The sequence below is a fragment of the Lachnoclostridium sp. An131 genome (genome assembly GCF_002160825.1).
Classification (GTDB): Bacteria; Bacillota; Clostridia; order Lachnospirales; family Lachnospiraceae; genus Laedolimicola.
The window spans coordinates 24,993-33,971 of the sequence record NZ_NFLI01000025.1 but is presented as its reverse complement, the minus strand read 5'-3'; the positions used below and the strand labels follow the sequence as shown (position 1 = coordinate 33,971).

Here is an 8,979-nt window from a genome sequence, read left to right as displayed (position 1 = left end):
TCCTTTGACCAGCTTTTCAATGGCCTGCGGCTGGTCGCCGGTGGGCTGATATTCTGAGTGTAATTTGAAACCGGCAGCTTTTTTGCCGGTTTCATGAGCAAGGAGCTGGTCTTTGCCAGCGAATTGCGAATGTCCTTGATTTCCCATTTTCTATTTTTCCTCCCAGGTGACCGTAGTAAAAAGTTCGAGTATATGCCTGAAATTCGTAAAATTTGAGTATTTGGGCCTGGCATATACACGAACTTTTTCGATTTTACGAATTTAGGTCACCAAAACGTGTTTTTCAAAACTGCGTAACACCAGATAAAACCTGGCGGAATTGGCATTTCTAAAGGTCACCAAACATGCCAGAATTCACGTTGTTCATTCTGGCATGCTCAGAACCTTCGATTCTTCGCTGCCTGACCAGAGAAAAGCAAATGCTCCCTCCGGTCGCGCTTGCTTTTCTTCCAGTCAGGCAAATTATAGCATGGATAGTCAAAAAAGTATAGCCGCATTTTAGAACATCCGTTCTTTTTGCCGCTATACTTTTCTTCCTAGTATGTTCAATTTTATACAAGATAATCATCTGCTGAGATAACCACTTCTATATTCTCTGTCTTAATCTCAGAATCAGCCTGGTCTGCCCCATCCACCTGGCCTTGGAATAGCGCATAGCCGATACCTCACTTCCTATGATTGAAGTTATCGTAGATTTTAAGTATAATAAACTTAGCAAAGCATGGTTTTGAAACCACCATTATGAAACGATTTATTTTACATATTGCCATTGAGGGGGGCGGATATCTGTGGCTGAATTTTTAGATCTCCTAAACAGATTTATGACTGAAGTCTTCGATGTAAAAATCTTTTGCGGAATTGTTTCTGCGATTATTGTATTTATTTTTGAAATTCGGTTTACAAGAAATCTTAGATTAAGAAATCGACGTGTAGAAAAAGCAACCCAGCTGGGGCATGTTGTGAAGGCAAAAAGGAACAAGGTCTGGGACGACGATATCACTGGCTACAATGTAGACTCATGGTTCCACGCAGCTTACAGCTATAAGGTGGATGAAAAATCATATAAGTACCGTAGTGTGAAAGAAAGTAGAGAACAGCCGAAAAATGGCGCACTGAAACAAGCTATTGAAAAATAGCCATTTGAAACAGGGTTGATTTTGTTGAAATACGCTAAGAAGCAAGCTGGGATTCTTTTATAATTCCCTCGGCAATTAAAAGTTTCATAGCCTGTTTGACAGCCTTTTCCTTCTGCTTATTTTTCAGGGGTTCAGGCATATCAATCTTGTATAGGTCGGTTGGATTCCAGGCTTCTCCCGTAGACAGCATATGGTAGACAGCGGTAAGGATCATCCGGGCGACCGCAATGATGGCACGTTTCTTACCACGGCGTTTCATGATGCGTTCATATTTGGCTTTGTAGTAAGGAGATTTGTTAGATTTCACGGCTGCATGGGCAACTTGTACCAATGCAGGTTTGAGGTAGACGCCGGCACGTGTGATCCGAACAGATTTCTTCTTACCGGCTGACTCGTTATTACCGGGAGTCAGGCCAGCCCAGCAGCATAAACGTTTGGAATTGGAAAACTGTGTCATGTCCGTACCAATCTCAGAGAGAATCGTGATCGCACTGCTGCAGTCAACTCCGGGGATGGTACACAGTAACTGGACAGCATTTTCATAAGGTTCCCACCAACGAATCAATCATAGAGTCTATATCTGAAATCGTAGATGTGATATAATCCATATGTGCGTGGACAAGACGTATGCGGTATTTTTGGGCATCAGTCATCTGATACCCTTCGATAGACTCAATGACACTCTCAGACTTCTTTTTGAGCGAACGAAGCAGTCGGGAGGATATTTCTTCGTGGTTGATGGAATTGTCAGGCTGTTTGAGAAGGTAATCGATCACAGAGGTGGCTGATTTCCCGAAAATATCGGAAACAACCGAATCCAATGCGACATTGCAGACGGTAAGCGCATTCTGAAACCGATTCTTCTCACTGCTTCTGCAGGAAGTCAGCTTATACCGGTATCTCGTAAACTCTCTTAGAATACGGATTGGTTTGCACGGTATATAGCTCCCCGGCACAAGACCCAGTCTGAACAGATCCCCGATCCATTTGGAATCCTTGGTATCATCCTTGTTCCCTTTGACAGCCTTTACCCATTTGGGGTTGGCGATGGTGACGTTTAATTCGTCTTCCAGAAGGTTAAACACAGGAATCCAATATTTGCCAGTAGATTCCATACAGACATCACGGCAGGAATTATCCAACAGCCATTTTTTAAACTCAAGAATAGAATTGTTGAAGGTGGAGAAGCGTTTCTTCTGATAAGAAGGCTGAACTCCGGAAGTAGTTTTAATGATGGTGGCAACGAGAAACGATTTGTGGACATCAACGCCACAGCAGGTTTGATAAACAACTTTCACAGGCAAAACTCCTTTCTGAAAAATGGAGAGAAGCCATTGACTGTTCCACCACACATTTAACAAGAGTTAAAACAATTCTTAGTGTACGGTTTTGGAGAGCCACTTATTTGTGCTTGAAAGGTGGAACTTACACTGATTTACATGCTGTCTAAAACGAGAGAGTTTTTACGACTCCTCCTCCCGTGCTTTGTAGTATAGCTTCTCGCTTTCAGTATAGAGCAAAACGTAGAGGAAGTCGAAACTTTCATCACTATTTGTGCCGCCAACTGAAAGGCGGCGGAATGGAGATTTACATGAGCAAAGTATCTCCGCCCTATGAATTAACCCTGTATTACATTAACAATCCCCGCAAAGCCTTTACGAATGAAAATAAAACGAAGGAACACTCTATGGCTCTGCTTGGCCTCCTTTTTCCAATTGTGGTCGGCATATTGGTTGTATTTCTCCTTGGCGGTATATAAGCGCAGATTCGTTAAAATACTATCTGGACTGCGACAGATTTTTTCTTTCAAAGACTAAAAACCGGGACCAGTAATCCGTTAACTTCTGCAAACTGCCATTTCATCTACACAGCCGGCGAAAATCCCGCAAGCATCTCCATATACATCCATCGGAAATATTTCTTTTGCAGGTTCCGGCCGTTCAAGGCCGGAACCCAAGCGCTGTCATAACCACATAGGCCACCAGGACCGGGATAATGTACAGCAGAAGCTTCAGAGGATTTTTCCCCACATCATACTCGGAAAACACATGCTCCGGATTGGAGGTGTAGTAAAAATAGAGTGTATGGGGCGGTTTTTGACCAGATAGAACAAGCTGCTTTGTCCGGGTCACCCCATCCACAGTGTACTCATAGATCCCGGTATACAGGCGGTTCGCCGTCTTTCCCTCCGGTTCCCGGTCTTTATACCGGCAGCTCTTCAGAGTACCCAGTACGGCTTTTCCTTCCTTTCTGGCCCGTTTCAGCTTCTGTTCTCCGCCAGAAAACAAAATACCTTTGGAGCACAGAATGATCTCCACAACAAATGTCACCACTGCCGCCAGAACCCCCAGCCAGACAGCAGGACCATACCCCATCATTACTTTAAATGCCTCTGTTAAAGTTATACGATCATTCATAATCTAATATACCCCTCCTTCATTTCACCCAGCGCATCAGACAGTATACTGCTGCCGGGCTGACGCTTATTTAAGCTTTCGCAGCTTTTGCTTTTCCCTATTGCCGTCTCTCCCTCACCACATCTCCCTTCTCCACTCTTCCGCACAGCAGCGGTTCTTCCGGGGAATACCTCTCCCGATTCCCACGAACCGCTGCCGGATTATAATTGGCGTAGCAATACCTGCAGCCATGAGCGCAGGTATTGTACACGCCAATGTCTACGCTGGCGGCACAGCCGCAGAGAGGCCGCTGGTTCCGGTCCCGTCCAGCCGGGACCGGGCGGCGGCCGGCTCGTTCCAAATCTCCACTGATACCCGCCCGACTTCCGTTCATACATTCCTGGTGACTCCCGATACCCGCCCGGCCACCGCCGATATCCTCCCGACTACTGCCGGCACTCTCCCGGCCTCCTCTGATACGCTCCAGACGGGCGGCATCCACACAGCTGGACGGAAGGATTCCCAATGCACGGAAGGACGGATCCTCGGCGCAGGCTTTCAGACGCAGGCCGTATCCGGCCGCGGCCTGCGCCAGCTTTCTCAGAAACACGGTCCTTTCCTCTGATGCCAGCTCCACAAGGCCCAGCCCTTCCATCTGCTTCTGCGTATTCCGGTAATAGTCCAGAAAACTGATGACACATTCTTCCGTGTACCCAGACAGACGGGCCGCCATCTCATGAAACCGCTGCAGATGCCACTGAGGCGTATGAGTCCGGCCAAAAAAGATGGGATCATAGCGCCAGACGGCGCGCTCTCTGCCGATTCTCCGGGACAGCTCCTGAAACACCGGAATCATAACCCTGTCCTTATCCGGCAGGCCAGGCTCCACATCTCTTCCATAAGGCGTAAGAGTAAACTGAAAGTAATATACATAGTCTTTTAAGGCAGGAAGCCTGTCAAGCATCGGCGCCGGGTTCTTCGTCCACAGCACGATTCCCTCCACCTGTTCCGGCGTGAGCGCGATCCGGCTGAGCTGATGATAGTTTCTGGGGTTCCGCACCAGTGCAAAGCCCTCTTTCAGCCGGTTCACCAGCCACTCGGAATAAAAGGCAGGGATATCTGTTCTTCTGCTCGCGCTTATAATCATATCAGCGCCCCCTCCTCCTGAGCGCAAACCAATTCTTTCCACTTCTTATCCAGAAGCGTTCTGCACTGATTTATGTTTTCAAGCTCCCAGAGCTCCTTTTTCGTAAAGCACAGAATAAAGCACTGGTTCAGGGCCGCACGTTTTATCTCCTCACCGGCGTCTTGTGTAATGCCATTTGCAGCAAATAAAAGGCTGTCTTATTTCCTTTGTATGCGCAGATATGCACCAGCGTACGAATCACCTCAATACCGGCCTTTTCCGACCAGTTCTTGCATTCTATCAAAATATAGGATCCCATTTCCCAGAGCCTGCTGTCAAGAGAAACATTCACCGCGCTCAAATCAATTTCCTGAAATCCCGTTTTCACTCGTTTTCCGGTAATCCGAAGCCCGCAGATCTGCTGTACATAATATTCGGCAGCCTTTTCCCAGCGGACACCCTTCTCATATGCTGTCCCCTCCTCTGCGCTGCACAGATATTTTTTCAATCTTTCCGGCGCAAATTCCGGTATCTGTCTCTCGCATACGGCGCCGGGAAGCTCCTTCTTCAGCGCCTCCCAGAGATAGGGAATATACACATACCGGCTGTTCAGAAGCTTTAGAAGCTCCTTCGAAACCACGGGCTCCTCTCTGCCCTTCAGAAAGCCTCTCAGGTTCTCTACATTTATTGCCAGACATTCTGCAAACATCCCTTTTTCCAAAAAAGCCGGCACCTTATGGCACAGGCAGATATGCTCTTTCACAAAATCCAGAAATTTTTCATAGACTGGCGCAATATTTTCCGAAGTCCACTCCTTATCCGACAGCGCCAGCAGGTATAAAAATACTTTGTGCCATTCCTCAAACAGCTCCTGCGGCTCATACAATTCCCCATACGCGTAAACCGGATTGTTTATAATCGTATCGACTGCTGTAACTGTTGCATCCCCGAAATCGCGCATCCCGGCTCTTTCTCCGATATAAGGCACCTCCTCACCAAGCCGCAGCTTCCGGCCGCCTTCCAGAAGAAGATACCACTGACCGCTGTCCGGTTCCGGAACAGCTCCCAGAATTTTTCTTCCACTCAGGTCCCGGAGCTCGAAGGACTGAATCATCATCTGCTTTCCAAAAAGCATCGGCTTCTCATAGCTCATCCACAGGCTCACAGCGCTGTCCGCCAGCAAATGCCCCTCATCCTCCGGCCCCAGCCCCGCCCAGAATCCGGCAAGCTCCCATTCTCCAAAGCTCCATACGCACGACCGTGGATACCTCACGTATTCTCCGCAGAAAATATGCTCCTGGATAAGCACAGAAAATTCCCTTGCAAAAAAGTCCAGCTCTTCATTTTCCAGCTCGATCTCTTCCTCTTTCAAAATCCTCTGAAAATTATCCTGAATCTGCCTGTCTATCACAGAAAAAATTTTCTCTACCCTCTCGCTGCGGCCCAGGATGCAAAAAAGCTCTATGTCTGCCTCGCCGGAAACCTCCTCCCGCAGAACGCGGACCTGCCCTGAAAAATCGAGGATATCCTGGCAGCTGTCCACCTTTCTGATACGAAGTCCGCCGTTCTCCTCCTTCTGTCCGGCAAGATATAGAAATATCAGGCCGCAGCTTCCCATTTCTTCTCTTTTCATCTTCCCCTTCTCCCACAAGGCCCTGAATCAAATCCTGAACGCTCCTTAAATACTTCTCCGGTTTCCTTAAAAGCGCCCGGAAATTTTTCCAATCCGCTTCAGCATCTTCTTACAGTCTCAGCTTAAAGGTCTTCGGCGCCATCCGGTACACCACAACGCAGGCAATCACGCTGTAAGCCACACAGAACACGATCGTCATAAGCCCAAAAATGAACGTCGGCATCTGTACCCGCATCATCAGATAGCAGACAAAATAAGTGACAGTCATCACAATCTTATAGGTTCCGCTTTTCATCTCCGCGCCCGCCGTATAGGGCTGCAGCAGATAGTAAATCATCAGATAATGCACGGAGAAAAACACGCTCATACAGAGCACGGATACCACAAGCACCGCATAATTGACCGGATTGTCCGTTCCGCCGGAGGCAAAGAGCAGCACTGCCAGCCCCGCACCTATTACAAAGGCCGGAAGCAGATTGATCTTGATAATTTCCCGAAGACGGATGCGGAACAGCTTCAGAATCTGCCCGGGCTTTTTATAGAAGGAGTAGGTCAGAAGGCTGCTGTCGCAGTTTATGAAAAGCGCCTGGGTAAAACCAGTTCCCCGGTTAATCGCATACAGAATAAACACAAAATACGGCAGAAACTGCATGGTAAGCTCATTGACTACTGTCTTTACCTCCGGATAAAGAGAAAGGGCAATCAGGGCCGCCAGCACAAGAATCAGGCAGACAAACGCGATTTTCTCTGCCGCTCTCCATAAGATTCTCTGGTGCCGCTTGATGAACAGCTCATTCAGATATTCAAAGCCATTCCGGCTGCTGGTGATGCCTGTATCCGCAGAGATGGCCTTCTCGCTCTGTTTTCTCGCCGCGCTGGCTGTTTTGGAGGCGCCGCCCTTGTCCATCTGATCCATCCAGTCTCCCAGAAGCTCCTGGTACATCTCGCGGTAGAACGCAAAACGCAGAATCCTTCTGGCAGAAAATGCGCCAAGAGCTACGCCAAGGCCCATGAAAATCAGGCTTGCAGTCTCCGGAAGAAAGATTCCGATGGCCGGAAGGCCAAAGGCTGCCGCCAGGCCCAGGAACAAAGCTGCCCAGTAAAGCGGACCCACTTTGTTTTCGTTGGATGCATTCCCCGTTTTCTCGTAATCCCGAAGCATATAAGCTGCCGCGAAAAGCTTCACTCCCACCGCAAAAAGCGGAAGCAGCACGCGCTGCCATACAGGCAGATCCACCAGGCCGCCGGTCAGAAGGCCAAACAGCAGATAGGCAGCTGCCAGCTTTATCAATGCATAGCCGTAATTTACCAGCGTATAGGAACGGGCATCCATCCGCAGAAGAATCAGCGCATAATATTTATCCTTCGTCGGATTAAACATGTACGTGTTCACAAAGCCGCCCAGCACTGTACAGATCACCATCAGATACAGAAACAGTGCCCTCTTTTCCGGAGACGGATAGAGAGCTGCAGCTCCCAGAAGAATCAGAAAGTATACTCCCTTTCCGATCAGTGCCGCAAAAATCTCCCAGAGCACAGAAATAATATTGGCCAGAATCTTAAGTCCCGGCTCCTGGTACAGGGTCTCCGGCAGAATGCGCCCCACAAGCGGAATCTGCTTCAAGGCATACAGAATGTTATTGACACGGTATGTGTTGCGCAGGGAAAAGGTAATGCGAAGGGTCCTTGCCATACCCGTACCGGCGCTTCCAGCTTTCTGGTTTCCGGTTTTCTGGCTTCCGGTTTTCTGACTTCCGGCCTGTGATGCCTGCGTGCTTACCCGCCTGTCTTCCATTCCGCTCCTCATACGTTTTCCTCCCGGAGAGCTGCGATAATCTTCTCCTTAAACTCCTGATCATCCAAGTTTGACTTATCCACGGATTCCAGCACCCCATGGGAAAGCAGGACGATCTCATCACACAAATCTACCGCCAGGTCCAAAAGATGCGTGGAGAAAATCGTAATTCTCCCCGTCTTCAGAGAACGGAGCAGCTCCTTCATCTCCTCCGCCATCACCACATCGAGGGAGGTCAGAGGCTCGTCCAGAAGAAGAATATTAGGCCTCGCTATCATATTGATCAGCATCTGCATCTTGTTTTTCATGCCGTGGGAATAATTTTTCATCAGCTTGTCCCGGTCCTCCGGCTCAATGCTCATGAAATCAAAATAGTCGTCCAGCGGCTTCGGATCCTGAAGCTTTCCCTGATGAATATCCAGAAAAAATTTCAGGAATTCCCGCCCGGTGAGAAATTCCGGCACTGTAGGCGTGGAAAGCACATAACCGATATCGTCGGGAACCACATCCCTCCGGTTTCCATCCTCATCCAGATAAAAGCTTCCTCCATCCGCCTTCATGTCCTTGTTCAGGCAGTTGAACAGCGTCGTCTTTCCGGCGCCGTTTCTTCCAAGCAGGCCGTAAATCTTTCCGCTCTCAAAGGTAAAGCTGATATCCTTCAGCACCTTTTTCGTCTCGAAGCTCTTTGACAAATGCTCAATCACAAAATCCATTCCCCGATCTCCTCTCCTCATTCCACCCGTGCTTCACCTGCCCGGGCCGGCCCCTGCCGCCCTGACTGCAGCTTTTTCCAGCCGCTGTCTTATGTCAGAGCAGGATTCCATTGTACTAACATAATAATACAATGGAACGCATGAAGATTTCCATAGGAAATTTCTTAATTCTTCTTAAAG

6 protein-coding genes and 2 pseudogenes are annotated in these 8,979 nt (G+C 48.4%); 1 reads left to right on the top strand and 7 read right to left on the bottom strand.

The features are described 5' to 3' along the window. Window positions 1-69, bottom strand: a pseudogene (locus B5E77_RS17805) (DEAD/DEAH box helicase family protein); the annotation flags it as partial. Window positions 70-788: 719 nt separating this feature from the next. Between B5E77_RS17805 and B5E77_RS15920 the strand changes: the two are divergent. After that, window positions 789-1,136 (top strand): hypothetical protein, encoded by a 348-nt coding sequence (locus B5E77_RS15920; protein ID WP_087166351.1) that lies wholly within the window; start codon window positions 789-791, stop codon window positions 1,134-1,136. 34 nt (window positions 1,137-1,170) lie between these two features. Here B5E77_RS15920 and B5E77_RS17725 read toward each other — a convergent pair. From B5E77_RS17725 to B5E77_RS15890, 6 genes and pseudogenes are all read right to left on the bottom strand, one after another. Next, window positions 1,171-2,434, bottom strand: a pseudogene (locus tag B5E77_RS17725) (IS110 family transposase). A gap of 642 nt (window positions 2,435-3,076) precedes the next feature. Continuing rightward, window positions 3,077-3,553 (bottom strand): hypothetical protein, encoded by a 477-nt coding sequence (locus B5E77_RS15910; protein ID WP_087166350.1) that lies wholly within the window; start codon window positions 3,551-3,553, stop codon window positions 3,077-3,079. A gap of 97 nt (window positions 3,554-3,650) precedes the next feature. Then, a complete protein-coding gene (locus tag B5E77_RS15905) occupies window positions 3,651-4,679 on the bottom strand; it encodes a DUF1848 domain-containing protein (protein ID WP_087166349.1) in 1,029 nt (342 codons plus the stop codon). A gap of 142 nt (window positions 4,680-4,821) precedes the next feature. Then, window positions 4,822-6,291: a hypothetical protein gene (locus B5E77_RS15900; protein ID WP_087166348.1), complete on the bottom strand. Its 1,470-nt coding sequence runs from the start codon at window positions 6,289-6,291 to the stop codon at window positions 4,822-4,824. Between the two features lie 109 nt (window positions 6,292-6,400). Beyond that, complete coding sequence (locus tag B5E77_RS17340; RefSeq protein WP_242963786.1) at window positions 6,401-8,098, bottom strand: hypothetical protein; 1,698 nt, start codon at window positions 8,096-8,098, stop codon at window positions 6,401-6,403. Continuing rightward, complete coding sequence (locus B5E77_RS15890; RefSeq protein WP_087166347.1) at window positions 8,095-8,799, bottom strand: ABC transporter ATP-binding protein; 705 nt, start codon at window positions 8,797-8,799, stop codon at window positions 8,095-8,097. The genes B5E77_RS17340 and B5E77_RS15890 overlap by 4 nt, the downstream gene beginning before the upstream one ends. Window positions 8,800-8,979: the final 180 nt, after the last annotated feature.

Excerpts from the sequence above, each read along its gene's own strand:
- B5E77_RS15910 (WP_087166350.1), bottom strand. The coding sequence starts at position 3,553 with ATGAATGATCGTATAACTTTAACAGAGGCATTTAAAGTAATGATGGGG.
- B5E77_RS15905 (WP_087166349.1), bottom strand. The coding sequence starts at position 4,679 with ATGATTATAAGCGCGAGCAGAAGAACAGATATCCCTGCCTTTTATTCC.
- B5E77_RS15900 (WP_087166348.1), bottom strand. The coding sequence starts at position 6,291 with ATGAAAAGAGAAGAAATGGGAAGCTGCGGCCTGATATTTCTATATCTT.
- B5E77_RS17340 (WP_242963786.1), bottom strand. The coding sequence starts at position 8,098 with ATGAGGAGCGGAATGGAAGACAGGCGGGTAAGCACGCAGGCATCACAG.
- B5E77_RS15890 (WP_087166347.1), bottom strand. The coding sequence starts at position 8,799 with ATGGATTTTGTGATTGAGCATTTGTCAAAGAGCTTCGAGACGAAAAAG.